The organism is Legionella pelazae (genome assembly GCF_052527395.1).
Genome location: NZ_JBNVZS010000042.1, coordinates 1 through 294, shown reverse-complemented (window position 1 = coordinate 294; position 294 = coordinate 1). Strand labels below are relative to the sequence as shown.

Sequence of the window (294 nt, the reverse complement as noted above, 5' to 3'; positions counted from 1 at the left end):
TCTCGTTAATCTCTACCAAATTGTTAATGAACCTCTGGATTATACCAGATAAAAAACCACTGAAAAAAATACCCTACTTCAATGGCCTTTTATCTGGAAACTCCAAGAAAACAGATTGGTGGGTCTGGGTGGACTTGAACCACCGGCCTCACCCTTATCAGGGGTGCGCTCTAACCAACTGAGCTACAGACCCAATGGCGGCATTAAATTATTAAGTGTTACTACTTATAAAGTGCATAGTCATTTAGTGATATAAACACCATGCAAAGAAAACGCTCGCTTACTACTGTTTAC

Annotated in this window: 1 tRNA gene; it reads right to left on the bottom strand. The window is 40.1% G+C overall.

The features are described 5' to 3' along the window. Positions 1-116 precede the first annotated feature (116 nt). A tRNA-Ile gene (locus ACQUW5_RS15320) sits at positions 117-193 on the bottom strand. Positions 194-294: the final 101 nt, after the last annotated feature.